This window comes from Sulfitobacter albidus, from assembly GCF_018200035.1.
Taxonomy (GTDB): domain Bacteria; phylum Pseudomonadota; class Alphaproteobacteria; order Rhodobacterales; family Rhodobacteraceae; genus Sulfitobacter; species Sulfitobacter albidus.
This window is the reverse complement of the sequence record NZ_CP073581.1, coordinates 3,304,407-3,329,130: the sequence shown is the minus strand read 5'-3', so window position 1 is coordinate 3,329,130 and position 24,724 is coordinate 3,304,407. Positions and strand designations below refer to the sequence as shown.

At 63.1% G+C, this 24,724-nt stretch carries 22 protein-coding genes and 2 pseudogenes; 5 read left to right on the top strand and 19 right to left on the bottom strand.

Annotated elements, in window-relative coordinates; translation table 11 throughout:
* Positions 1-32 precede the first annotated feature (32 nt).
* The 5 genes from KDD17_RS16265 to KDD17_RS16245 all read right to left on the bottom strand — a co-directional run bounded on the left by KDD17_RS16265 (position 33) and on the right by KDD17_RS16245 (position 5,458).
* Complete coding sequence (locus tag KDD17_RS16265; protein ID WP_212704612.1) at positions 33-329, bottom strand: hypothetical protein; 297 nt, start codon at positions 327-329, stop codon at positions 33-35.
* Positions 322-2,250, bottom strand: a complete 1,929-nt coding sequence (locus KDD17_RS16260; RefSeq protein WP_212704611.1) for an AAA family ATPase — start codon at positions 2,248-2,250, stop codon at positions 322-324. Before KDD17_RS16260 ends, KDD17_RS16265 begins: the two co-directional genes overlap by 8 nt.
* 27 nt (positions 2,251-2,277) lie before the next feature.
* On the bottom strand, positions 2,278-3,393 hold the full coding sequence (locus KDD17_RS16255) for a hypothetical protein (protein ID WP_212704610.1): 1,116 nt from the start codon (positions 3,391-3,393) through the stop codon (positions 2,278-2,280).
* 12 nt (positions 3,394-3,405) lie between these two features.
* The gene (locus KDD17_RS16250) at positions 3,406-4,482 is read right to left on the bottom strand and encodes a coiled-coil domain-containing protein (protein WP_212704609.1); all 1,077 of its coding nucleotides are present in this window, start codon (positions 4,480-4,482) and stop codon (positions 3,406-3,408) included.
* Positions 4,483-4,672: 190 nt separating this feature from the next.
* On the bottom strand, positions 4,673-5,458 hold the full coding sequence (locus KDD17_RS16245; protein WP_212704608.1) for an alpha/beta hydrolase: 786 nt from the start codon (positions 5,456-5,458) through the stop codon (positions 4,673-4,675).
* An 88-nt stretch (positions 5,459-5,546) separates the two neighbouring features.
* Between KDD17_RS16245 and KDD17_RS16240 the strand changes: the two genes are divergently transcribed.
* Positions 5,547-7,019, top strand: a complete 1,473-nt coding sequence (locus KDD17_RS16240) for an NAD-dependent succinate-semialdehyde dehydrogenase (RefSeq protein ID WP_212704607.1) — start codon at positions 5,547-5,549, stop codon at positions 7,017-7,019.
* A 38-nt stretch (positions 7,020-7,057) separates the two neighbouring features.
* Here the strand turns inward: KDD17_RS16240 and KDD17_RS16235 are convergent, their stop codons facing one another.
* The 4 genes from KDD17_RS16235 to KDD17_RS16220 are packed head-to-tail and all read right to left on the bottom strand — an operon-like array spanning position 7,058 to position 10,985.
* A complete protein-coding gene (locus KDD17_RS16235; RefSeq protein WP_212704606.1) occupies positions 7,058-7,789 on the bottom strand; it encodes a proteasome-type protease in 732 nt (243 codons plus the stop codon).
* Positions 7,790-7,819: 30 nt separating this feature from the next.
* On the bottom strand, positions 7,820-8,617 hold the full coding sequence (locus tag KDD17_RS16230) for a transglutaminase family protein (RefSeq protein WP_212704605.1): 798 nt from the start codon (positions 8,615-8,617) through the stop codon (positions 7,820-7,822).
* Complete coding sequence (locus KDD17_RS16225; RefSeq protein WP_212704604.1) at positions 8,618-9,559, bottom strand: alpha-E domain-containing protein; 942 nt, start codon at positions 9,557-9,559, stop codon at positions 8,618-8,620. It lies immediately after the preceding gene.
* A 1-nt stretch (position 9,560) separates the two neighbouring features.
* Positions 9,561-10,985, bottom strand: a complete 1,425-nt coding sequence (locus KDD17_RS16220) for a circularly permuted type 2 ATP-grasp protein (protein WP_212704603.1) — start codon at positions 10,983-10,985, stop codon at positions 9,561-9,563.
* A gap of 197 nt (positions 10,986-11,182) precedes the next feature.
* On the opposite strand from KDD17_RS16220, the gene KDD17_RS16215 reads away from it, so the two are divergent.
* On the top strand, positions 11,183-11,764 hold the full coding sequence (locus tag KDD17_RS16215; protein ID WP_212704602.1) for a chemotaxis protein CheB: 582 nt from the start codon (positions 11,183-11,185) through the stop codon (positions 11,762-11,764).
* A gap of 54 nt (positions 11,765-11,818) precedes the next feature.
* On the opposite strand, the pseudogene KDD17_RS16210 reads toward KDD17_RS16215, so the two are convergent.
* From KDD17_RS16210 to KDD17_RS16175, 8 genes and pseudogenes are all read right to left on the bottom strand, one after another.
* Positions 11,819-12,288, bottom strand: a pseudogene (locus tag KDD17_RS16210) (Hsp20 family protein).
* A gap of 170 nt (positions 12,289-12,458) precedes the next feature.
* Complete coding sequence (locus KDD17_RS16205) at positions 12,459-13,256, bottom strand: trypsin-like serine peptidase (RefSeq protein ID WP_212704601.1); 798 nt, start codon at positions 13,254-13,256, stop codon at positions 12,459-12,461.
* A pseudogene (locus KDD17_RS16200) lies at positions 13,243-14,059 on the bottom strand (trypsin-like serine peptidase). The gene KDD17_RS16205 and the pseudogene KDD17_RS16200 overlap by 14 nt, the downstream one beginning before the upstream one ends.
* A 67-nt stretch (positions 14,060-14,126) precedes the next feature.
* Positions 14,127-15,515 (bottom strand): glycolate oxidase subunit GlcF, encoded by a 1,389-nt coding sequence (gene glcF, locus KDD17_RS16195; RefSeq protein ID WP_212704600.1) that lies wholly within the window; start codon positions 15,513-15,515, stop codon positions 14,127-14,129.
* A 9-nt stretch (positions 15,516-15,524) separates the two neighbouring features.
* Positions 15,525-15,890: a hypothetical protein gene (locus KDD17_RS16190; protein WP_212704599.1), complete on the bottom strand. Its 366-nt coding sequence runs from the start codon at positions 15,888-15,890 to the stop codon at positions 15,525-15,527.
* A complete protein-coding gene (locus tag KDD17_RS16185) occupies positions 15,887-16,978 on the bottom strand; it encodes an FAD-binding protein (protein WP_212704598.1) in 1,092 nt (363 codons plus the stop codon). Before KDD17_RS16185 ends, KDD17_RS16190 begins: the two co-directional genes overlap by 4 nt.
* Before the next feature lie 15 nt (positions 16,979-16,993).
* Positions 16,994-18,442, bottom strand: coding sequence for an FAD-linked oxidase C-terminal domain-containing protein (locus KDD17_RS16180; protein ID WP_212704597.1), 1,449 nt, complete (start codon positions 18,440-18,442; stop codon positions 16,994-16,996).
* Between the two features lie 80 nt (positions 18,443-18,522).
* Positions 18,523-19,119: a hypothetical protein gene (locus tag KDD17_RS16175; RefSeq protein ID WP_212704596.1), complete on the bottom strand. Its 597-nt coding sequence runs from the start codon at positions 19,117-19,119 to the stop codon at positions 18,523-18,525.
* Positions 19,120-19,410: 291 nt separating this feature from the next.
* Between KDD17_RS16175 and KDD17_RS16170 the strand changes: the two genes are divergently transcribed.
* From KDD17_RS16170 to KDD17_RS16160, 3 genes are read left to right on the top strand one after another with little or no spacing between them, the layout of a single operon-like run.
* Positions 19,411-22,632 (top strand): chemotaxis protein CheB, encoded by a 3,222-nt coding sequence (locus tag KDD17_RS16170; RefSeq protein ID WP_212704595.1) that lies wholly within the window; start codon positions 19,411-19,413, stop codon positions 22,630-22,632.
* Between the two features lie 30 nt (positions 22,633-22,662).
* A complete protein-coding gene (locus KDD17_RS16165; RefSeq protein ID WP_212704594.1) occupies positions 22,663-23,379 on the top strand; it encodes a DUF599 domain-containing protein in 717 nt (238 codons plus the stop codon).
* Positions 23,380-23,421: 42 nt separating this feature from the next.
* Positions 23,422-23,775, top strand: coding sequence for a hypothetical protein (locus KDD17_RS16160; RefSeq protein WP_212704593.1), 354 nt, complete (start codon positions 23,422-23,424; stop codon positions 23,773-23,775).
* 3 nt (positions 23,776-23,778) lie between these two features.
* On the opposite strand, the gene rlmH is transcribed toward KDD17_RS16160, so the two are convergent.
* Positions 23,779-24,249 carry a 23S rRNA (pseudouridine(1915)-N(3))-methyltransferase RlmH gene (gene rlmH, locus KDD17_RS16155; protein ID WP_212704592.1) on the bottom strand — a complete coding sequence of 157 codons (471 nt, stop codon included), beginning with the start codon at positions 24,247-24,249 and terminating at the stop codon, positions 23,779-23,781.
* An 8-nt stretch (positions 24,250-24,257) separates the two neighbouring features.
* Positions 24,258-24,659 carry a ribosome silencing factor gene (rsfS, locus tag KDD17_RS16150; protein WP_212704591.1) on the bottom strand — a complete coding sequence of 134 codons (402 nt, stop codon included), beginning with the start codon at positions 24,657-24,659 and terminating at the stop codon, positions 24,258-24,260.
* Between the last annotated feature and the right edge of the window lie 65 nt (positions 24,660-24,724).

Sequence of the window (24,724 nt, the reverse complement as noted above, 5' to 3'; positions counted from 1 at the left end):
GCCTTGCGACCGGCACATACGTTGGCCGGTCATCATGGGCACACCGTCGTGGCGATTGTCGTGGGCCCATCCGCATCGTGACGGATCAACTCCGGCTTGATGGGGCAGCCCGCCACATTGCGAATGCCGATCACATTGCGCGCGTAATACGCCGCGTCGAGCCGCGCGCGATCCCGGTTCGACGCGCCTTGCGCACGGTACGTCGGCGGATCGCCGTCGATCTGCTGCACCTTCACACCAAACCCATTCACCTGAGTGAAAGACGCAGGCGTCTCTACGGCACAGGCCGACAGCGCCGCCACCGGAAGGATCCACCAAAACCTACGCATCCCGCGACCCCAAATACCGCTTCTTCGCCTCTTCCATGCGACCCATCTCGCGCACGGCATTCTCGATTGCCACCTCGTCCGACTTGTCGGCATAGCGGAATTCCGAATCGGCGTAGCGGTTCACCTCCTGGATGACCATCTCCACCGTGATCGGCTGGCGCATGTCCTCGATCATCGCTTTCTTTTCGACGTAGGGTTTGAACAGGAACAGGTCCGGCTCGAACATCCACTCATCGGGCAGCTCGAAATCCATCGCGCGGACCTTCACCGCGTCGGTGATGTTCTTGATCGCGCGACCGGTGAAGCGCGGGTCGGCCTCCTGGATCCCCTTCAGGTAGGTGCCGATCTTGTTGATCGTGTCCAGCTCGCCCACGCGGGCGCGCACGTCGTCGTAGACCGCCAGCAGCCCCGTCTCGTGCGGTTTGCCATGGCTCTCAAAGGACGCGGCCACCGCGCGCTTGATCTCCTGCGCCTCGAACACCGTATGCTCGCCCAGCGGAATATCGTGGTTCTTGCCCATCAGCAGGTACAGGATATCGACGTAATCCTCCCGCGTTTGCGGCCCGTCCACCAGAAACCGCGCGCCCGCCCGCTGGCGCAGGGCGTCGTCGACGTTTTCGGGGTAGTTCGAGAACATGCCGAACGTGCAATTCCCGCGCACGACCGTGTTGGCGCCCGCAAAGCTTTCCATCAGCACCGCCGTGATCTCCAGCTGGCCCGCGCTTGACTGACGGTCGCCGCGTTTCCCCGCCAGCTGGTCGATGTCGTCGATAGTGCCGAACCCGATCACCGAGGGGTCGATCACATTGTTGATGAACGCCTTGGCGTTCTGGCCCGACTTGCCCTGATAGCTGTCGATGTTGTCGGTGCTCAGGTTCTGGTAGCGGAACGGATAACCCGCGACCTGACAATATTCGTTGATCAACCCGGCCATCATCTGAATAAGCGTCGTCTTGCCCGTACCCGGCGCGCCGTCGCCCATGAAGGTAAAGATGAAGCCGCCCAATTCGGCAAACGGATTGAGCCTGCGGTCAAAGTCATAGGCCATCAGCATCTTGGCGAGCTTCATCGCCTGATATTTGGCAATGTGGTTGCCGACGACCTCGTTGGGTTTCTTGAAGGTCATCGTCAGCGTGGTCGATTTCGCCTTGGACGCAGGCGAAAAACCGGCGACCGTGAAATCATCCGCCGCCACGTGCCAGGCGGCGGCCTCGAACGGCTCAAGCCGCGGTGCCGTGCTGGCACGCAGGGCGACCTTTTCCATGAGGCTTTCGGCAAAGGCGGCAACGGTCGCCGTGAGCCGCGCGTCATCGCTGGCGTGTTTGGCGATGTCGCGGTCCAGCTCCCACAGCGCGCCGTGCAGGGCGGTCTGGCCGTTGTCGGTCAGCACCTCCTCGACCTCACCCACATCCACCGTCACCTCGGGTAGATGCGCCGACAAAAGATAGGCCAGCGCGTTGCCGAAGGTATACAGCGTCACCAAGGCCTCGGCGGCCAGCAGCTCCTGAAATTCAGCCTTGCGCGCGCCGGGCAGCGACCCTTCGAGGTTGGCGCGTTTCAGATCGCCCAGCCCCGATTGCTCTGCCACGTTTTCGGCAATGGCGAGTGCGATCGCGATGGCGCGGCGGATCGCGTGCAGCACGGTCGCCTGCACCGGCGACATCAGCGCGTCATCGCCATCCGCCCCCTCAACCCGCGCGATCAGCTGCACCGCGCCCGAAGGCGTGCGCCGCTGCGTCACCAACCCCGGCGTGGTCGAGCGGAACCGCCGCCGCGTGCCGATCCCGCTGGAGCGTTCCTGCGCGGGCGCATCCGCCGCCTTGCCAATGCGCGGCGCGTGATCGAACCCCTCGATCAGCGATTGCGCCATCGCTACGTGGGCCGCGATGTCTTCCTCGCGCAATTCCATCCGATCCGACATATCCGTTCTCCCTCGTTGGCGCAGCGCCTAGTACCGCAGAACCCGGCCCGCATCACTCACGACAAATTTCCGTACCCCGGCAAATCCCGCCGGGTTCTTTTCCTCGAGCACCTGATAGGGGCGCTGCGGCAGGATGATGCTGCGCATGGTATGCGTCGCCCCCATGTCAGGCAGCGCCGCCCCGAAGGGATCGAGCGCAAAGATCTGCCGCTCCACGGTCGAAAACCAGCCCGCGCGCTCGGTGACCGTGCGCTCGGCCAGCAGCTCTTCCTCGGTCCAGACCATGGCCCAATCCTGCCCGGCGGGCGCGCGCGCCTCAGCCAGCACATCGCGCAACGGTCCGCTTTGCCGCGTGAAGGCGTGGCTGTAGAGCGGGCCAAGGTGGAAACGGCGCAGCCGCTTGGGGTGCAGATCGCTGAAATCCTCATCAAACCCGCGCGCGATGGTTACGAGTTTCAGCCCGCCCAGCGCCTGCGCGCTCAGATGCGCCTGCACCTCGGGCCAGCGGCGCGCGTCGCGGGGGAGCAATTCGCGGCCCGAATCCTCCAACTCCATGAGATAGATGACGGGAAGGTTCACTTCGCTGTCGTAGGTCGCCCAATGCAGCCGGTACCGGCGGCGGCCGCCGTCCTCGCCCATCCATTCGGCCTGCGCATCGTTGCGCACCCAGAACAGATCGCCCTTCGCCAGCTCTTCGTAATACAGCCGTTGCGACAGCCCGAATTGCAGCTTGGTCGGGACTTTCCGCTCGCTGAGGATGGCGCGCACCATCGCGTCCTTCATCTCCTCCACGCTATCCATTCCGCGCAGATGCTGCGCGGCCTGCAACGCGTCATTGGCCATCGTCATCAGCTCTGACGAGACGGGAAAGCCGCTTTCGATGCCATCCACGGTGAGCGAGCCGAAGAACCGCCCGGTCTCGCGCCCGACCAGCAGATATTTCCAGCCAAGCGCGCGAAAACTATGCGTCAGCATGGCCGCGTAGCGTGTCAGGATCGTCGTTTCCGCCCGCTCCAGACGCCCCTCGGCCTCCATCACGCCCGCAACTTTCAGCATGTGCTGAAAGATGCGCTCGAACTTGGCGAAATAGCGGCGACTGGCGAAGGTGTCCTTGAGATCGTAATGCGCAGCGTCGGGGGTCATGGCGTTGCCTGCCTAGCCACCGTAGGCATTGCTGTCATGCTTTTCGATGATCTTGGCAAAACGGCGGGCAAAGCGTTCGTCGGCCTTGGCCTTTTGCTCCAATACCTCGCGGGCAAACACCATGTGATCCTCGTGTTTCTCCATCATCTCGGCCATGCGCGCGTTGGTGGCCGCGCCGATGCCCGCCATGGCCGACTGCGCCTCCTGATCGGTTTTCACGCCGATCTCGTTGATGCGGTGGGCCACGTCCTGTTGTTGCGCGGTCTTGAGCGATTTGGTCAGGGCATCATAGAGCACCACGCGCTGCTTGGTGTCCGTCTGCAACTTGTTGATCAACACCATCTGCGTGGCCGCCTGGTTTTGCAGACTGTCGACCCAGGTCTTGCCCTTGTCGATGTAGCGCTCCAGCGTCTGGGACTTGGCCAGCTTGACCTGCTCCTCCTGCACCATGGCGTTGTAGCGGCTGTTGGCCTGCGCCAACTCCGTCTCAAGCGCGGTGCGTTTGGCCGCGTCGGTTTCCGAGGCGATGGCGTTCTCCAACTTGATGATCTCGGGATCCATCGCGCCGATCTCATCGCGCAACGTCTCAAGCTCCGCGACGGTCGCCTCGCGCACATCCAGCGTCTCCGTCAGGTTCACCTCGACCCTTTCGCGCTGCTCTTCGAGCACGGCAAGCTGGCCCTCGAGCAGTTGCACGATCGTGTCTGATTTGGCGATCAGATCCTGCAGCTTGTCGTCGATCGAGGCGGTACGGATCCGCTCCTGCCGCATGCTGTCGGATTTCGCGGAAGAGAAGATGCCGATGACGCTCTCCCATCCGGTCTTTGACCGCATCTCGTCGAATTCCTTGGAAAAACCGGAGGTGACGTCATCCAGCCCCATGATCAGCTCGGCGATATTGGCGTTCATCACTTCCGTATGGGCGTGCACCTCGTCGAGCGAGGCATTTTCGATGTCCATCTCGGCGGCTTCGCCCGCGTTCAGCTTGGCCCGCGCCGTCTCGATGCGGCTGGTCAGCTCCGCGATCTTGCTCTGCGCCTCGGCGACCTGCGCCTGCGATTCACGGACTTGCGTATCTAGATTGGCCATCTGAGCCTCCCCTCCTTTAATTTCTTATGTTCAATATAGGCTATGTAAATCAAATTAACATAACCAAAGCGGTATTTCTTTGATCCTTGCAAAAGCTCCGGGCAAAGGAAAGTCAGAACAACCTTACCTCGGACGCCGCAAAGTTTCGCAGAAACTTTGGGCCCAAAAATTCTGCGAATTTTTGCCCGCGCTACGACAGCAACGCGGCGAGCAGATCGCTTTCAGGATCCTCCAGCGCGTCAATCACGTCGAAATGATGCCGCTCCTCGACCAGATGGCAGCGCGCGCCCCAGCCGCGCCCCAATGCCTGCGCCTGCTCCACAAACACCGGGCGCTCGTCGGCCCCGACCCAGACCGACACCTGCAACCCGTGCGGCGGCTGCATGTTGACGGGGCTCTCAGCCGCAGCCTCGGCCGCATCTATCCGCAAGGTCTCGTTCATGCTGGTTTGCATCAGGGGCGCCAGATCCGCCACCGGAGAGATCGGCGCCAGCGCCGTGATGCGCCCGCGCGTCTCGGCATCCAGCACCAGCGGATCGGTCATCCGGCACACCAGATGCCCGCCCGCCGAATGGCCCGCGAGCGCCAGCGGCCCCATGCTGCGCAGCGCTATTGCCTGCACCGCCAGCGCGATCTGCGCCGTAATCTCGGAAATCCGCACATTCGGACACAGATCATAGCCGGGCATTGCCACAGCCCATCCCTTGGCCAGTGCGCCCGCCGCCAGATGCGACCAGCTGCTCTGGTCAAAGGCCTTCCAATAGCCGCCGTGCACAAAGATCAACGTGCCGCGCGCAACACCCTCGGGCTGAAAGATATCAAAGGTTTGGCGCGATGACGGCCCATAAGACACCCCCACCTGCGCCCGCGCGCCCAACGCGTCCCGAAACGCCGCCGCCTGCGCGGCCCAGCGCGGTGGATAGGCCTCCGCACCGTCGATATGAGCCCCGTTGGCGAAGGCATCGTCGTTTTGCATCGTGAACTCCCGTCAAAAAAGCGAACTGGACAAACATACGCAGAGTTGGTTTGCAGACCACAACCAAATTCACACCCCGGAGAGACCCATGACCGAGTCGACCACAGATCTCAAATCCATCCTCAACGATCCCAGCCTGCTGGAAACCCGCGCCTATATTGGCGGCCAGTGGGTCGATGGCGACGACGGGACCTTTGACGTCATCAACCCCGCCCGCGGCGATGTCGTCGCGAAAGTCGCCAATCTTAGCCGCGCGCAGATCGCCGATGCCGTGGCTCAGGCCGAGACCGCGCAAAAGGAGTGGGCCAGCTGGACGGGCAAAGAGCGCGCAGGCGTGCTGCGCAAGTGGTTCGATTTGATGATGGCCAACCAGGACGACCTTGGCGCGATCCTCACGGCCGAGCAGGGCAAGCCCCTGGCCGAAGCAAAGGGTGAGATCGGCTATGGCGCCTCCTTTATCGAATTCTTCGGCGAAGAGGCAAAACGTGTCTACGGCGAGACGATCCCCGGGCACCAGCGCGACAAACGCATCACTGTGATCAAGCAGCCCATCGGCGTCGCCGCCTCGATCACACCCTGGAACTTTCCCAACGCGATGATCACGCGCAAGGCCGCGCCCGCACTGGCCGCCGGCTGCGCCTTTGTCGCGCGCCCCGCTACCGAAACACCGCTGAGCGCGATCGTCATGGGCGTGCTGGCCGAACGCGCGGGCATCCCCGCAGGCGTGTTCAACGTGGTGCCCACGTCGTCATCCTCCGAGGCGGGCAAGGAATTCTGCGAAAACCCTGCCGTGCGCAAGCTGACCTTCACCGGCTCTACCGAAGTGGGGCGCATCCTGCTCAAACAGGCCGCCGATCAGGTCATGAAATGCTCGATGGAGCTGGGCGGCAACGCCCCCTTCATCGTCTTTGACGACGCCGATCTCGACGCCGCCGTCGAAGGCGCGATCCTGTGCAAATTCCGCAACAACGGCCAGACCTGCGTCTGCGCCAACCGCATCTACGTGCAGGCCGGCGTCTACGACACCTTCGCCGAAAAGCTTAAAGCGCGCGTGCAGGAGATGAAGATCGGCGACGGTTTTGAGGAGGGCGTCGAGCTTGGCCCTCTCATCAACGAAGACGCGGGCAAGAAGGTCCGCGAGCATATTGCGGACGCCAAAGCCAAGGGCGCCACAGTCATTCTGGGCGACAATGGCGATATGGAGGGCAATTTCCTCGCGCCGACCATCGTCACCGGTGTGACGCAGGACATGCAGGTCGCCACGGACGAGACATTCGGCCCGCTGGCCCCGCTGTTCAAATTCGACGATGTGGATGACGTGATCGCAATGGCCAATGACACGATCTTTGGCCTTGCGTCCTATTTCTACGCCAACGACCTCAGCCGCGTCTATAAAGTGGCCGAAGCGCTGGAATACGGTATCGTCGGCGTGAACACCGGCATCATCTCGACCGAAGTGGCGCCGTTCGGCGGGGTCAAGCAATCAGGCCTCGGCCGCGAAGGCTCGCACCACGGGATCGAGGACTACCTTGAGATGAAATACATCTGCATGAGCGTCTGAACGACCGTCCGGCGCCCCGCACCCGGGGCGCCGGATCCCTAGACCTTGTAGGACGGCAGGCTGTCCAGCGCCTCTTTCAACGCCTCGCCCCAGCCCGACGAAATCGTCTGATAAAGCGGATCATCCGCTTCGATCCGCGTGGTGACGGCGCCGTCGAAATCATCTGTCTCATACAGCTGAACGTCGAACGGCGGGCCGACCGAAAGGTTCGATTTCACCGTCGAATCGAACGAGACCAACAGCAGCTTGAGCGCATCGCCAAACTCAAGATCAGGCTCGAAGGCGCGCACGAGGATCGGCTTGCCGTATTTCGTCTCGCCAATCTGGAAAAACGGCGTGTCCTGCGACACTTCGATGAAATTCCCCTCCGGGTAGATCATAAAGATCGTAGGCTCCCCGCCCTTGATCTGGCCACCCACGATGATCGAGGCGCCAAAGGCATCCGCACTGCGCTGCCCGTCGGGCGCGCTGTAGGAAATCACCTCACGCAGGGTCGATCCGACCAGCCGCGCCACCTGAAACATCGTCGGTTGCGTCAGGATATCGGGGTCCCGGTCATCTGCCGCATGGGTGCGTTCGCGCAGCAGGCTGATCAGCGCCTGCGTCGTTGCCAGATTGCCCGCGGTCATCAGGGTGATATTCCGCTCCCCCGGAACGTTGAAATCGAACATCTTCCGCGTCGAGGCAAAATTGTCGACGCCCGCGTTGGTGCGCGTATCGGACATGAAAACAAGGCCCCGGTTCAACCGAAGGCCGACACAGTAGGTCATTGCGAATCATCCATTGTGAATGGTCCCGGCTTACTGCTGCACCTGTAAAGATACAATGAGCTGCTCATCCCCCGATCCCATCCGCAGCCCGGAAATCGGCGCTGCCTCCTGCGCATCCCGCCCCACGGCCAGACGCACGTAGCGTGGATCGGGCGAGATCCCGTTGGAGACGTCAAAGCCAACCCAGCCAAGATCATCCACATGCACCTCGGCCCAGGCGTGGCTCGCCTCCTGATCCACCCGGTCGTCCATGTACAGATAGCCACTGACATAGCGTGCGGGCATCCCCAGCTTGCGCGCGCCGGAGACAAAGATATTGGCGTGGTCCTGGCAGACGCCGCTGCGCTGGATCACCGCCTGCTCTGCCGTTGTCTCGACACCGGTCTGGTTCAGCACGTAAGGCACCCGCGCGATGATCGCCGCCGACAGCGCGTGTAGCGTGTCGATCTCATTGGCCTGATGCTCGAGCCCGTCGATCAGGGCGGTAATCTGCGTGCCCGCCTCGGTCAGCGCCGTTGGCTGGCGCCAGTACCATAGCGGCGCACGGCCATAAACCTTGCCCAGCGTGCCTGCCCGGTCGTGGGTATCCACCTCACCCGCAACGGTAATGCTCAGCGATTGTGTTCCCGCGTCCGCGCTCAACAGATCGACCCGATTGCCGTGGTGATCGCTATACCCGGTCTCGACCCGCCCTCCTTCGACGGTAACGCGCCAATCCGCCACCGTCTGCAACGCAGAATTCGACGGGCGCAGCCGGATACGTTGCAGCGCGTAAGAGACCGGCGTCTCGTAGCTATACGTCGTGCGGTGAGAGATCGAGATACGCATCTAACGCCAAAACCTGTATTGCTGCTCGATCTGCATGCCAATCGCGGCAAGGTCGATAATCGACTGGCTGACATATTCGTGCAGCCCCTGCTCAAAGATATCCGAAATCGTGTTCCCGTCGATACGCGCCTGAAACGCTTGCGCGGCGGTCAGGCAGGCGCTGTCGTCGCCGTAGGCCTTGTGCAACAGCGTGAGGTTCTCGTTGATCCGCTGGGCGCAGAAGGCCAGCGATCGCGGGAAACGCTCGTCAAGGATCAGGAACTCTGCGATGTTGGCTGCATTGAAATCATCCTCGACCGCGTGGCGAAAAGACCGATGCGCCGACACCGACCGCAGGATCATCTCCCACTGCACATTATCCAGCCTGCTGCCGACCGAGGCATGCGAGGGCAACAGCGCGTGATACTTCACGTCGATCAGCCGCGCAGTACTGTCCGCGCGTTCGATAAACGTGCCCAGACGACAGAAGTTATAGACATCGTTGCGCAGCATCGTGCCGTAAAGCGCGCCGCGCACCAGGCCCGATTGCTGGCGGATCGTATCGAGGATCAGCGGCAGCTCGGCTTCGGTCAGACTGTCCTTGAGCATCTCGGTAAGGACCATCCATGTCTCATTCACCGCGACCCAGACCTCACTGGTCAGCGCCGTTCGCACCATGCGCGCGTTGTCACGCGCCGCCTTGATGACCGAGAGGACCGAACTGGGGTTATCCAGATCCCGCAGCAGGAAATTACTGACCGTGCGGCTGGTATAGGCATCGTATTTCGCCTCGAACGCCGCCTGCTGGGCCGAGGTGGCAATGACCGATCGCCAGTCGGAAGCCGGATCGGTCGACCGCGTAAGCGCGATGCGAAAGCCCGCGTCGATCAGGCGCGCGGTATGCTCGGCCCTCTCAAGCCCGCGAAACATCCAGTAAAGACCACCTGCGGTTTTGCCCAGCATATCAGCGCTCCAACACCCAGGTATCCTTGGTCCCGCCGCCCTGGCTTGAATTCACCACCAGACTGCCTTCGGTCAGCGCCACGCGGGTCAGCCCGCCCGGCACGATGCTGATCTCATGCGGGGACGCCAGCGCAAAGGGGCGCAGATCGACATGCCGGGGCGCCAATCCCTGCTCGGTAAAGATCGGCACAGTCGACAGGCTCAGCGTCGGCTGCGCGATGTAGTTGCCGGGCCGCGCCTTGAGCTTCTCGCGGAAGCGCGCGATCTCGTCCTTGCTCGCCGCCGGGCCGACCAGCATCCCGTAGCCGCCCGAGCCGTGTACTTCCTTGACCACCAGTTCCGCCAGATTGTCGAGCACGTATTTCAGGCTGTCGGGGTCAGAGCAGCGGTGCGTTTCCACGTTCTTCAGGATCGCCCGCTCGCCGGTATAGAATTCCACGATCTGCGGCATGTAGCTATAGATCGCCTTGTCATCCGCGACGCCGGTGCCGGGCGCGTTGGCAATGGTAATATTGCCCGCACGGTAGACGTCCATGATCCCTGGCACACCCAGCATCGACTGCGGATTGAACGTGAGCGGATCCAGAAACGCGTCATCCACCCGGCGGTAGATCACATCGACCCTGCGATATCCCCGCGTGGTCCGCACCGCGATATGCCCGTCCACCACGCGCAGATCATGCCCCTCGACCAGCTCAACCCCCATCTGATCGGCGAGGAAGCTGTGCTCGAAATAGGCCGAGTTGTGGATGCCGGGGGTCAGCACCACCACAAACGGGCGCCCCTCACAGTTGGTTGGCGCCGACGCCTCAAGCGAGGCGCGCAGGTTCTTGGGATAATCGCTGACCCGCTGCACTTTGATCTGGCTGAAAAGCTCCGGAAACATCTGCAACATCGTCTCGCGATTTTCGAGCATGTAGCTGACGCCCGAGGGCGTGCGCGCGTTGTCCTCCAGCACAAAGAATTCATCATCCCCCGTGCGCACGATATCTGTGCCCACAATATGCGTATAGACCCCGCCCGGCGGCGTGAAATCCATCATCTGCGGCAAGAACGCGTCGTTGCGGGCGATCAATTCGGTCGGCACGATACCCGCGCGCAGGATTTCCTGACGGTTGTAGATGTCGTGCAGAAAGGCGTTGATCGCGCGGACCCTCTGTTCGACCCCGCGCGACAACGTGCTCCACTCCGCGTTCGACAGAATGCGCGGCACCAGATCGAAAGGGATCAATCGCTCTTCCGCATCGGCCTGCCCGTAGACGTTGAAAGTGATGCCCGTGCGGCGAAAGAATTGCTCTGCCTCGCGCGATTTCTGCGCCAACCGCGCAACATCCTGCTGACCAAACCACGCATCGTAGTCCGCATAAGGCGCCCGCGCGCCCGAAGCCGCCCGCATCTCGTCGAAAAATGCATCTTTGTTGCTCATGGGGTAGAATTGCGGCTAAGGACGGCGCTGACAACACCTCAATCGCGTTTCCGGTGACCGCAGGACCGGGCGCACAATCTTTAGGCCAAACTTCCCGGCAAATTCCCGCATGGGTAGCAGCTTTCCCGCGCAACGCTGCCCACTCCGGCCTCAATCGCGGGCTACCCTCCGCCAAACACCTTCGCTAGAGTTCCACCATGACACACGCGGACGCCCCAGACTCCCTCATCGTGATCGGCGGCTCCGCCGGTGCGCAGCAGCCCGTTCAGGAAATGCTGGCTGCGCTGCCGAACCCGCTTGCCGCGCCGATAATCATCGCTCTGCATTCTGTCCCGATGTCAAAGCTGACCGAGCTTTTGCAACGCAACTCCCACCATGATATTCGCCGGGTCGAGGATGGCGATACGCCAGAGGCCGGTGTGATCCACATCGTTCCCGGCGGGCGGCACGCGTTTCTGCGCGCGGGCAAGATCCGCCTTTCGGATGAGGTCGAGGACAGCGGCTTTCGCCCCTCTATCGACATGCTGTTCATGACAGCGGCCGCGCAATACGGGCCCGGCGCCATCGGCGTGATCCTGTCGGGCATGCTCAAGGACGGGATGCGCGGCTGTCAGGTGATCTACGATCTCGGTGGGCGCAGCATCGTGCAAAACCCCGACGATGCGCTTTACGACAGTATGCCCGCCGCCGTTATCCGCGCGGATCATCCCCGCGCGATCCTTTCCGCCAGCGAATTGAGCGAATGGCTGATCTCAAAGGTCGGCACGATCGAGACATAGAAAAAAGGCCCGGCGCTTGCGCACCGGGCCCCTGTTTCGGCTTGCCAGAAAGGCTCAGTTCACCTTTTCGGCGTCCACGACATCCTTGGCGATGGCGTTGCGGTCCGACTGGATCGCGATCTGACGGGGCTTCAGCGCATCGGGCACCTGACGCTCCAGCGTGATGTGCAGCATGCCATCGGCGTGCGACGCGCCGGTCACGATCACGTGGTCCGCAAGGTGGAAGCGACGCTCGAACGCGCGGGTCGCGATGCCACGGTGCAGATAGGTCTTGCCCTCGTCCTCTTCGGCCTTCCGGGCCGACACGATCAGCGCGCGCTCGCGCACTTCGACGCTCAGATCCGCCTCGGCAAAGCCTGCGACGGCGATGGTGATGCGGTACGCATCATCCTCAAGCTTTTCGATGTTATAGGGGGATAGCTCGGCTGGCTGGTTTCGGCGGTCAGCACGCGGTCCATCAGATTGGCGATCTGGTCGAAACCAACGGTGGAACGGTAGAGCGGAGCAAAATCAAAATTACGCATGGGTCATCCTCATGTTTGAGCGATTGATGTCTGGACCTTCCCAACGGACAGGCCCGGTCGTTTTGTCTCCGAAGCCTGCTGTGCAGCGCCCCGGATGACAGACATTTGGGAATTGCGCCGCGGGTTTCAAGGGGTCGGGCGCGAAATCCGTGCACCCCCCTCAAACCCCTTCAATTACTGATAAATTTCGCCCCACCGGAGGGTCTTTCACCCACCCCAATCCGCCGGATCGTCGGTACAACGCGCGGTTTTTCCGCGATCATGCGCGCCTGTAGGCGCCGGACCGTGGCGGGCAGTGCCATGCCGGTCGTGCGGCGCACGCCATCGAAGCGGGCCGAACCCGACACGATCGAGGCAATGCGAAACCGCTCCCCATCCCGGCGAAACACCGGCGCGCCGGAGGAGCCGAAGGTCGTGTCGCAATCCATCACCACCACGTCGCGCATCTGCCCCAACACCCCGCAGGTCAGCTGCAGCGACGGCAGCGCATCGCGCCCTTGCCCGTAGGAGACCACGCTGACCTCCCCGCCGTTCAGCGCCCGTGGCTCGATCGCGAAGGGCGCGATGACGTGGCTGGCAATCGGGCGTTCCAGCCGCAAAAGCGCCACATCCGCCGCGATGCGGTTCAGCGTCTTGGGGCCGGTGTGCTCGAACCCTTCGGCCCGAACGATCTGCGTGACCCGACGCTCCGCCTCGGCCGCAGATCCACGCAAACCGGCACGAAAGGTCACGATACCGGCGGCAAAGGGGGCGCCCGCCGCGTCATAGGTGCAATGCGCCGCCGTCAGCACGGTGTCGGGTGCGATGAGCGTGCCGGTGCAGTACCCTTGGTTGGCGATCTCCACCTTGCCTACCGCGCGCCAGGGGCGCAGCCGCTCGTCCCGGTCCAGCCCCACAAGCGCCTCCTGCGCCCAGACAGGCGCCGCGCAGAGCAATAGCACCGCGAGGATGGCCTTAAGGTTTGACAAATTTTGCCCCGATGTCGCGGCTCTCGCCGACCCGGATGCGCGCCTTGGCGCTATTGCCGTTCAGATAGACACCGCGCCCGGCCACCAATTCGGCCTGCAATTCCGCCAGCGGTTGGCCCAGCGCCGTCCCGAGGGAGACCGCCTCGCCTCGCACCTCCGCCTTGGCCGATACGACCGAGACAATCTGCGCCTCGCCGTCCTGCACGACAAAGATCGGCGCGCCGCTCGATCCGAAATCGACCGAACAGGACGTCACCAGCACCCCTCCTGACGCGACAGAACTTCGCAGACATCCTGCAACGAAGGTGCCTCTGCCCGGTCCATCGCATAGCTGACAACCCCGACACGATCCCCCTGCGCGGACGCGCGGCGGTGCGGAAAGGTTTGATGGTGGTGTTGTTGATCGGGCGCACTAGCTCCAGCAGCGCCAGATCGTTGCGGACCCGCGTCGATGACAGCTTTTCGGAGTATTCATAGTCTGGATGCACCACCGCGCGGGCCACATCACGATAGGCGCCCGCACGCCCGTTGCGCCATCCGGCCAGAAATTCGATCCGGCCCGCGCCCAGCGCGTCGCCGGTATCGCGATCGAACAGGCAATGCGCGGCGGTCAGCACCAATTTGGGCGCGATCAACGCCCCGGTGCAAAAGCCCGTGCCGTTGATATCGAGACGCCCCACCGCTTCCCACGCCTTGGCATCGTCCCCGGTGTCCAGCCGTTTGAGCGGCCCGTCCTGCGCCACCGCACCCGACGCAAGGCAGGCGCAAAGAAACAAAAATGCCGTGATCCGCCGATAAAACATCGTGCCCCGTTTTCCCCAAGTGCAGATCTAGGGGATATTCTGCACTTGGGGCAAAATTAGGGCAAGCCTACCGCAGTTTCGGAATTTCGGGCTCGGATGTGTCGCGCGACAAGGCGGGCGGTTTGGGTCCGCCCCACGCCCAATCGAGCAGTTCCACCGAATGCACCACCGGCACCCCGGTGCCCGAGCCGATTTGCATCATGCACCCGATGTTGCCGGCCGCAATGATGTCGGGGTTCTTGGCCTCCAGCGTACGGACCTTGCGCGCCTTCAGCTTGCCCGAGATTTCCGGCTGCATCAGGTTGTACGTGCCCGCAGAGCCGCAGCACAGATGCGGATCGGAAGGCTCCACAATGGTGAAACCGGCCTTTTTCAACAGCGTTTTGGGATGCGTCTTGATCTGCTGGCCGTGCTGCAACGAACAGGCTGCGTGATAGGCGACCACGGTGCCCTCGGCGGGGCGCTCGGGTGCCGTGCGCGCGTCGGTGCCCGCGATCCATTCCTTCGCGGGCTGCCATGCCGTGCCGTCGGGGGCATCGCCGGTCAGCTCCATGACCACCTCGGACACGTCGCGCGCGATGCCCGCCACGCGCGCGGCATCCTCCGCCAGCGGATCGTTGCGGAACATGTGGCCGTAGTCCTTCACCGTCGTACCGCAGCCCGAAGTGTTGATGACAATCGCGTCCAGCCCACCGTTGTCGATTTCCGTGCACCACGCGCGGATATTGGCCGCGGCACTGGCGTGGCTCTCATCCGCCTTGCCCATGTGATGGGTCAGCGCCCCGCAGCATCCCGCGCCCTCGGCCACGACCACCTCGGCGCCCAGCCGCGTCAGCAGGCGGATCGTTGCATCATTGATATCGGTGTTCAGCGCCTTTTGCGCGCAGCCCGTCATCAACGCCACCCGCATCCGCCTTGTCCCCTGCGGAGCAAAGCTTTGCGGATCATCGTTGCGGCTGACCGGCGGGATCTCCTTTGGCGCCATCTCGAGCATGGCGCGCAGCCGCGCGTCGGGCATCAGCCGGGCAAAGGGGCGGCCCAGCTTGGCGCCCAGCAAGGCCACCCGGAACCGCATCGGATGCGGCAGGATCCGCGCGAGGATCCAGCGCAGCGCGCGGTCGCTGAAGGGGCGTTTGTAGTTCTGCTCGATATAATCGCGCGCGTGATCGACCAGATGCATGTAGTGCACGCCCGAGGGGCAGGTCGTCATGCAGGCCAGGCAGCTCAGGCAGCGGTCGATATGTTTGACCGTCTTTTCGTCCGGCACGCGCTCGTTCTCGAGCATGTCCTTGATGAGGTAGATACGCCCGCGCGGGCTGTCCAATTCGTCGCCCAGCACCTGATAGGTCGGGCATGTCGCCGTGCAAAATCCGCAGTGCACGCAGGCGCGCAGGATCTCGTTGCTGCGCGCGGTGCCGGGATCTTTCAGCTGTTCTTCGGTGAATGTCGTCTGCATCTTTGTCCCCTACCCCGCAATCATGCTGGCACTCGCCAGGCCGAACCACGGCACCGTGGTGCCCACCGCGCCCATTACCGCCGTCCAGCGGCGCATCCGCAGCCCCGGATCGACCCGGCGCAACGCCTGCGCGCCGTAGGCCAGCACACCGATCCAGCCGCCCCAGATGAATGCCATGCCCGCGCCCGTCACCAACAGGTTCTGCCCCCACAGCTCCGCCATCCCATAGCGCAGCGTCAGTCCCGTCGCGGCACACAGCGCCGTAAACAGCGCCAGCCGCCGAAACGCCCGGGGTGATGGACCCGATGCCGTCAGCGCGCGAAACGCCAGCGGACCGCCGATAAAAACAAGCGCAAAGAGGACGATGTAGGTCATCCCATCAGCCCCGCGTTCAGGATCCCGCGCGGATCAAATCGCGCGCGCAATCCCTTGCTCAGCGCCGCAACGCCCGCCGCCTCCGGCTCGAACCGGGGATGCGCGTTGCCGCGCACCAGCGTCGCGTGCCCGTCGTAGCGGCCCAGCGCGGCGCGCAGGTCGTGCCCGGCCGCCGTGCGCAGCCACAACAGCCCGCCGCCCCAGTCATAAAACACGCCCTCCGCCCCGGATTTGGCGGCCAGCGCCGGACCGTCGGAGGGCTTACAGGACACCCGCCACACGTCGTCGCCGTCCTGTGCAAATCCGTGCACATCACGCCACGCAGCCCAGCGCTGCGTCGTCTCCTCCGCATCAAGCGTCGAGACCTCGCGCGCGCCAAGACGTTCGGTCAGGCTCTGGATCCGGTAGGCGACCGAAGCCTCAAACCCCTCCACCCGCAGCGCCGTCACACCGGCCGCGGGATCATGCACCGCGCCGCTTGTCTCGAACGGGCTGCCCAGCGCGCGCGACATCGCCTGCACCGCCTGTGCATCCGACAGGCCGTGCAGCAGGAGTGTCGCCTGCGTTTCGGGGCGCGGCAGCGTCTTGAACGACACCTCAGTCAACACCCCCAGCGTGCCATGCGCACCCGACATCAGCTTGACCAGATCATAGCCGGTGACGTTCTTCATCACGCGACCGCCGTTCTTGACCACCGCCCCGGCCCCGTCGACAAATCGCACGCCCAGCAGGAAATCCCGCGCCGCACCCACCGAAATCCGCCGGGGGCCTGAGGCATTGGCCGCCATCACGCCGCCGATTGTCGGCGTACCGTCCGTGCCCATCAGTACCCGCGCATCCATCGGCTCAAACGCGAGGCGCTGGTTTTCGGCGGCAAGCGTCGCCTCGATCTCCGACACCGGTGTGCCCGCCTGTGCGACCATCGTCATCGCGCCGGGCTCGTACAGCGTCACCTCGCGCAGCCCGGCGACGCTGAGCGCATCCCCCGCAACCGCGATACCGCGCGTGCCGCCACCCGCAATCGCCAGCGGACCCCCGGCACCCTTTATAATCTCGGCGACCGCCGTCTCTGTCTGTGGAGTATGCATGATCTGCCTTTGCGTTTATTCAGCGGCCATCGCCCGCGCGCGCCGCGCGTCGGAGGCGTCGAGCGGAAAGACCTTGGCCGGGTTCAGAAGCCACTGCGGATCGAACACGTCCTTCACGGCCATCTGCGCCTCAAGGTCGGCGGGCGCGTATTGCACGTGCATCAGATCGCGTTTTTCGATGCCCACGCCATGCTCGCCGGTCAGGCAGCCGCCAACCTCGACGCACAGGCGCAGAATATCCGCGCCGAACGCCTCGCAAAGCTCCAGATCGCCGGGCTTGTTGGCATCAAACAGGATCAGCGGGTGCATATTGCCGTCGCCCGCGTGGAAAACGTTGCCCACCTTGAGCCCGTATTCCTTCGACATCTCCCCGATGCGTCCCAGCACATGCGGCAGGCTCGACACCGGGATCGTGCCGTCGAGACACATGTAATCGTTGATCTGCCCCATTGCGCCAAACGCGCTCTTGCGGCCCAGCCAGATTGCGGCGCTTTCCTCGGCAGAGCGACTCTCGCGCAGCTCGACCGGGTCGTGACGCCGCGCAATCTCCATGATCAGGCTCAGCTGGTGATCGATTTCCGCGTCCGATCCTTCGACCTCCACGATCAGCAGCGCCTCGCACATGGGATAACCCGCGTGGGCGAATGCTTCCGTCGCCTCGATGCACGGGCGGTCCATGAATTCGATGGCGACGGGCAGCACACCCGCCTTGATAATGTCGCTGACACAGGCCCCGGCGACAACCGGATCGTCAAAGCCCATGAGCACGGGCCGCGCGCCTTCCGGCTTGTGCAGAATGCGCAGCGTGGCTTCGGTCACGACGCCCAGCTGCCCTTCGGAGCCGCAGATCAGCCCCAGCAGGTCCAACCCGCCCGCATCCAGATGCCCGCCACCGATCTCAACCACCTCGCCGTCCATCATCACCATGGTGACGCCCATCAGGTTGTTAGTCGTCACCCCGTATTTCAGGCAATGCGCCCCGCCCGAATTCATCGCGATGTTGCCCGCAATGGCGCAGGCCAACTGGCTCGACGGGTCAGGCGCGTAGAAAAATCCGTCTTCCTCGACCGCGCCGGTGACGCTGAGGTTGGTGCGGCCGGTCTGCACACGGATGATGCGGTTGTCGTAATCCGTCTCGATCACGTCATTCATGCGCGCCACGCCAAGGATGACGCAATCCGCCGTGGGCAGCGCCCCTCCGGCCAGCGACGTGCCGGAGCCGCGCGGCACGACGGGCACACCTTCCTCGTGGCAAATGCGCAGGGCGGCGGCGACCTCCTGCGTGCTGGCGGGCAGCACCGCCGCCATCGGCGGGCAGCGATAGGCCGTCAGCGCGTCACATTCGTAGGCGCGGGTTTCGGCCACATCGTCAATGACCGCATCCGCAGGGAGTACCGATCGCAACCGCGCGACGACCCGCGCCTTGCGCGACAGAATAACGGGATTTGGGGCAGGCATTTCCATGGGGCGTCCTCCGCTCGCAGTATTGGTAAAATAATATGACCAATTTCACCCCAGCACAAGCATCAACCCTTGGGGGCGCCTCAATGCCGCAACGGCGGATCTGTCCTCGGGCGCGCCAGCGCCAGATCTTCGGGCGGCCACTGCGTCGCCAGGTTGCGCTGCTCGGCGGCCAGGAACCGCTTGATCAGCTCCAGCCGAAACCGCACCTCATGGGCGTGGGCGATGATCCGGCGCGCGAATTCCGGTGCCAGCGTGCGCGCGTCCAGCAGCCCCGCGTCAGAAGCTTCGCACAGATCCAGCAGCGGCAGACCCACGTCACACAGAATGTCCAGCGCACACCGATCCGGAAGATCCGCCACGGGCTCCGACATGCCCATATGCGGCTGAAACGCCCGCTGCACACTGCCCACGACCATCCGGAAGCGAAAGATCACCATGCGGCTGCCGTCCTCTTCGGGCTTGCGCACCATCAGATGCACGCCGCCCAGCACAAGCCCGTCGATCTGGATCACCAAATCCGGCAGCGCCAACACCTTGTCATCCGCGCTGAGCCGCGACAGGCAGCCGTGCAGCGCCGCCGCCAGCCGCGCCTCGAACACCGCGTCGATCGCCGAAAGCTCCGTGAACGATGTCCGGTGCCGCACGTGGCGCCCCTGAACCTCGCAGGAGCGGACCATCGGCGCGCCTCCCGGCGTGCTCAACACGTTGACCACGAACCTCTGTTGAGGGGCAGCCGCTGCCGGTGGTGTATCGAGAGTGCACATTTCCATTTGAATACCCGTAAACTTGAACGCTATTCCTTTGGAGATAGGCAAAAGAGATTTACACCCGGTAAACGCAGCACGCCTCTGGATCCGCGCGAAAACAGCGGCGCAGTCACTGCTAATTACTTGCGAGTTTTCAAAAAATCCCGCTAAGATAGAAGCCTGTGGCGGACCGACGCCGCCCGTACAATTGGAAATTTTCCCGTGTCCAGCAGCGAAAATCAGGATCTGACCATCATCGCCATCGGCTCTTCGGCCGGTGGGCTTGAGGCCATTCGCGAGCTGGTGACCGCCCTGCCCACCGATCTTCCGGTCAGCTACGTGGTGGTGCAGCACATGTCGCCGCACCACAAAAGCCTAATGACAGAGCTTGTCGCGCGCCAGACCAGCCTCGCGGTGCGGGATGTCGTCGACGGCATGGTGCCCGAGCGCAACGTGATCCACGTCACCCCGCCCCGCACGGATATCCTGTTTGAAGCCGGTAAGTTACGCCTTGTCGATCCCAGCCCCGAACCGGCTTCACCGAAACCCTCGGTCGACCGTTTCCTGACCAGCCTCGCCGATGAATACGGCGAGAAAACCGTGGCGATCATCCTCTCGGGCACGGGCAGCGACGGCTCCTACGGGATCCAGGCCGTGCGCGAGGCGGGCGGCATCACCATCGCCCAAGACAACGAATCGGCCAAATACGACGGGATGCCGCACAACGCGGTGCAGACCGGTTGCATCGACCTGATCCTGCCCCCCGCCGACATCGGCACACACCTGCAGAAAATCCTGTCCTCGCCCCGCGACTTCGGCGAATTCCGCAAGAAGGAACTGCTCGAAAGCCCGGTCTCGGATCTGTTGCAGATCCTGCTGGCGCGCACCCGTGTGGATTTCCGCGAATACAAGCAGGCCACCATCAACCGGCGGATCGAACGCCGGATGGTCGCCCTCGGCATTGAGACACAGGAAGAATACACTCAATTCTGCCGCACCAACCCTTCCGCCCTGGATGCGCTGTTCAAGGATCTGCTGATTTCGGTCACGCGCTTTTTCCGCGACAAGGACGAATTCGAAGAACTACGCCAGCTCCTGCCGCAGCTTGTCTCCTCACGCAACGGCGCGCCGCTGCGCGTCTGGATCGCGGGCTGCGCCACGGGGGAGGAAGCCTATTCCATCGCCATGCTGCTCTCTGAGGCGCTCGGCGGCAATGAGGTGCAGCTGAAAAACCACGTCCAGATCTTTGCCACCGACATCGACAAGGACGCGTTGCAAGTCGCGCGGCGCGGGGTCTACGGGCTTTCGGCACTCAACGAGATACCCAAGGATCTGGCCGACAAATACCTCATCCGGCAAAGCGACGGCGTGCGTGTCGTCGACAGTCTGCGCAACGCGATCCTGTTTTCCGATCACAACGTCTGCCAGGATCCGCCCTTCCAGAAAATCGACCTTTTGTGCTGTCGCAACCTGCTGATCTATTTCGGCAACCCGTTGCAACACAAGGTCATGTCGCGCTTTCACTATTCGCTGGCCAGCGACGGTCTGCTGTTTCTGGGCACCGCCGAATCCGTGGCCGGGGCCGACGACATGTTCACCCCCGAACGGCAGGCCTCTCACATCTTCCGCAAACGCACCCTGCGCGGCCAGAACCGCAATAGCTATCCCGGTCCCCGCAACACCCCGGTGCTCAGCCGTCGGCAGGTCGAACAGACCAAAACCGAACACTCCACCGAACGCCACCTCTTTGAGGCGCTGGCAAGCTCGCTGGGTGACGATTCGATCCTCGTGACCGAGGATTACGCCATCGCGCGGGTTTACGGCGACATCAGCAAATATATCGAGATCACGGCGAGCAGTTCTCTGCGTATGCACCTCGATCTGCTGCGCTCCCCCCTGCGGGAGGAGGCGCGCAGCCTTGTGACCATCGCCATGCGCAACAACGCTCACCGCGCGGGCGTGCGCCACCTCCTCGGTGACGGTGACGAAACGGAAACCCGCATCGACGTCTATCCGATCATCGCCAAGGACATAAACGAGAACGCGGCGCTTGTGGTTTTCTCGAAACTGCCCGTCGACCACACTCGCCTGAGCCGCCAAAAAAAGATATCCGAAGAATCCGGTGCCGATTCTTCCGAACGCATCCAGGCCCTCGAAAGCGAGATCGCCACCACCCGCGAGGCGCTGCAGCAAACCATCGAAGAGCTCGAGACCTCCAACGAGGAGCTGCAATCGCTCAACGAGGAACTGCAATCCACCAACGAGGAATTGCAGGCCACCAACGAAGAGCTCGAAACCTCCAACGAAGAGCTGCAATCGACCAACGAAGAGCTCATCACCGTCAACGAAGAGCTGCAGGTGACCGCCGCCGAACTGTCGGGCCGCACCGGGGAGCTGACCAGCGTGATCGAAAGCACCCCGCTCGCCGTGGTGGTCATGGATAACGCGCTCCAGATCAGTCAGGCGACCAATGCGGCGGCCAACCGCTTCCAGATCCGGCGCCCGATCTCGAATCCGCACATCAGCCAATGCGTCCTGCCCGAAGGGTATCCCAGCCTCGCGCCCATCTGCTCCGAGGCGCTCAAGGTCGGTGAAACCGTCTCGTCCGAGTTCAACTCGAACGACACGCGCGTGCTGCTGACCTGCTCGCCCTATTTCAACGTGCATGGCCAGATCCTCGGCGTGACGATGGTCATCACCGAATTCCCCGGCCTCGCGCGCGAGATGGAATTGCTGCTCAACAACTCCAAGGTCTACGTCACCCACCAGACCATCGACGGCACGATCCTGCGGATTTCCGAAAGCGCTGCAAAACTGCTGGGGAAGGCCCGCGATGCCGCGCTGGGTCTCAATCTCTACGATCTGCTCCCCGAGGAAACCGCCACGGAGCTGCGCCAGGTCGACCGCGAACTGCTGTACAATCGCAAGGGCTCTACCCGCGCCGTCTACCGCATCCCGCGCGAGGATCAGCCCGATCTGTGGCTCAGCGAAGACAAGGTCATCTACCAGCACCCCGCGCAGGAGGACGATTCGATCTATTCCGTCGCCGTGGACGTGACCGAGATGATGCAGGCCCGCACCGAGGCAGAGCAGCTGATCAAGCAGCTGACGCTCCTTCAGGACATGGCGCACGTCGGCTACTGGTCCGTCGATCTCGATGGCGAAAAGGTGCATTGGTCGCAGGAGGTTTACCGCATCCACGGCGTCGATCCGTCAGAGGCGGAGCCGCCACTGGCCGACGCGATTGATTTCTACCACCCCGACGACCGCGCCGATGTCAGCGCCGCCGTCGAAAAAGCCATCTCAGACGGGGGCGAATTCGAGTTCACCAAGCGTATCGTGCAAAAGGACGGCACGGAGGTCGAAGTGCTCAGCCACGGCATCGCGATCACCGACGCGGACGGGCGGGTCAACCGCCTGATCGGGGTGTTCAAGCAGCTTTAACATCGTCGCCCGCTTGTCTATGCAGCGGACATGACTTGGACCGACCTTGCCCCGCTCCGCGCCCTTGGTGCGCTTGATCTGCTCGCCGTTGCCCTGCTGGTGATCCCCTGGGCGCTAATCGGCTGGCGCATAGATCACGCGACGGCGAAACGCCCCTCGGTGTCGATGATCATGGCCAACTACCGCCGCGAGTGGATGCACCGGATGATCGCCCGCGATGTGCGGATCTTTGACGCTCAGGTGATCGCCACCCTGCGGCAGGGCACGTCCTTTTTCGCCTCCACCAGCGTGATCGCCATCGGCGGGGTGCTGGCGCTGCTTGGCAATGCCGACCGGGTGGCGGGGCTGGCCGAGGATCTGACCGCCACGCGCGATCCCGCCATCCTGTGGGAGATCAAGCTGCTGCTGATCGTTGTATTCCTGACAAATGGATTTCTGAAATTCGTCTGGTCGAACCGTCTTTTTGGCTATTGCTCCGTCATCATGGCCGCCGTGCCCAATGATGTGACCGACCCCGCAGGCCCCGAGTACGCCAGAAAAGCGGGTGAATTGAATGTCACCGCCGCGCGCAGCTTTAATCGCGGCCTGCGCTCGATCTACATGGCACTCGCCTCTGTCGCGTGGCTTGCCGGGCCTTTTGCCCTCATTGTTGCAAGCTTTGTGACATGCGTGATCATCTGGCGGCGGGAATTCGCCTCCCAATCGCGCGCCGCCCTCTTGGATGACGGCGGAAAGCCCCTTATTTAGGGGATGTTAATCGGCGCATTTCCGCGCTCCACTGGATCCATTATGAAAAAACTGATTCCCCTCGCTTTCGCCCTGCTCGCAATGCCTGCCCTTGCAGACGATGCAAAGGTACAAAGCGTCAGCATGTCCAACTCCGGTGGCAGCTATACGTTCAGCGTCACCATCAGCCACCCCGATACCGGCTGGGACCATTACGTCGATGCGTGGCGTGTGGTGGCCCCCGACGGCACCGTGCTTGGCATGCGCAAGCTCGCGCATCCCCACGTCGACGAACAGCCCTTCACGCGCTCGCTTTCCGGTGTGTCGATCCCCGAAGGGATCACATCGGTCGTGATCGAGGCGCATGACAACGTCGACGGGTGGAGCCCGAACACCAAGACGGTAACACTGCGCTGACGTCTAGGCGCGGTGGTAGGGTCCACCGCTCAGAATGGTGGCCGCGCGGTACAACTGCTCGGCCAGCATGACGCGCACCAGCATGTGCGGCCAGACCATGGACCCAAACGACAGCAAATGGTCCGCCCGGTCGCGCAGCGCCGGGTCGATCCCGTCCGCGCCCCCGATCACAAAACTCACATCTGATTGCCCCGCATCGCGCCACCCGGCCAACCGTTTGGCAAAATCTGGTGAACTCTCGATCCGCCCGCGTTCATCCAGCGCGCAGAGCACGGCGCCCGACGGGATCGCCCGCTCCAGCAGCGCGGCCTCACCGGCCATACCACCGCCCTTGCGGTCATCCACTTCCGACACGACAACAGGGCCGAGGGACAGCCCCCGACCCGTGCGGTCAAACCGTTTGAGATAATCGTCGATCAGCGTCTTTTCCGGCCCGGCACGCAACCGACCGACGGCACAGATCTGTACCTTCATCTACCGGATCAGGAGGCAGCGTCGCCTTGCGGCAGCCACATCTTCTCCAGCTGATAAAACTCGCGCACTTCGGGGCGGAACACGTGCACGATGATATCGCCCGTGTCGATCAGAACCCAATCGCCGGAGTCCTTGCCCTCGGTGCGCGCGGTCAGACCGTATTCATCCTTGATCCGCTGCGCCAGCTTCTCCGAGATGGCCGCGACCTGACGCGTCGACCGACCCGAGCAGATGACCATGTGGTCGCCAATCTCGGTCTTGCCGCGCAGATCAATCTGCACGATCTCTTCGGCTTTATCGTCGTTGAGTGAGGAAAGTACGGTTTCCAACAGCAGTTCGCTGGTGGCTGTTTTCTGGCCCGCCATCACGGCAGCGCCCGGGTTCCCCGCCTGCGCGGAGCTGGTTTGCATAGACAGGACATTGCCCTCCTTAGATTGCGCCGCCTGAATCCCCGGCGCTGGGATAGTCTATAGTA